The 850-nt window shown below is 43.4% G+C and carries 2 protein-coding genes; both read right to left on the reverse strand.

The features are described 5' to 3' along the window. Positions 1-251, reverse strand: a 251-nt coding sequence (locus ACYVTD_RS14410) for a hypothetical protein (protein WP_461248408.1), incomplete at its 3' end; no start/stop codon positions are given. Then, positions 248-850: CpXC domain-containing protein (locus ACYVTD_RS14415; RefSeq protein WP_461248409.1), on the reverse strand; the 603-nt coding region annotated here is incomplete at its 5' end. The genes ACYVTD_RS14410 and ACYVTD_RS14415, both read right to left, overlap by 4 nt.

The following is an 850-nucleotide window of genomic DNA, read 5'->3' on the forward strand; positions in this document are numbered from 1 at the left end:
ATAATACATATTTCGTCTTTTAACGGGTTTTTTACCATTGAGCTTATGCCGTTTGTCGCAAGTTGGAACTTGTCCATCGCCGCCCTTTGGCTTATGCTCCAGATAACGATAAACCCGTCTTCGCCCGCGCTTATTACCGTGTCCTTGTTGTGGACTAACGCCGTAACCCTTCCCCTGTGTCCGCCCGCTATGTCAAAACAAAACAGGGGTAACGTTGAAAGAAACAGGACAAGCGCGAAAATTTTTCTCATTTTAATATGTCTGGCCTGTAAAGGTTTTGAACGGAAAGATAGGTGCGGCAGCGTAAAACCGAAAATATTTCGTTCTTAGGGCGCTTCTTGTAATCCGCCAAAGTTTTTTCATAAACTTCAATTGGCACTATCATTACTGCGACTTCGTCCTGCTTTATGCCGTCAAGATGAAATTCAATGCCTTTGGGGGTTTTCCCTATGTACCACGCGTTAATTTCCTTGTCGGGATACGTGTCTTCCGCTTTGGAAAGCAGAATTGATTTTATAGCTTCAATTACGACGGGTTCCAAATCGTCTTTGATAACGATTATACGGTCTGCCATTTCAGGATATCCGATAAGCGTTTCCGTGTTGGGTTTGTCTTTTTTCCTACGGTAAAATTCGCCGCGTTCCAGTTCCGGCAACACTTCAAAGTTTACGTTTTTTGACTTCCATATAAGATTAATGGGATATTCCGGCTTGTGTTTCTTGCCGCAGTCGGGGCAGTCAAAACTCATAAACGTCCCGTTGCAAATTTTTTCTATTTGCTCCGGCTTAGCGTCAAGATTAATTTCTTCATCGATGTCTATGGGAATATTCTTGCCGCAGGGGCATGTGAT

The organism is Treponema sp. R6D11 (assembly GCF_054786075.1).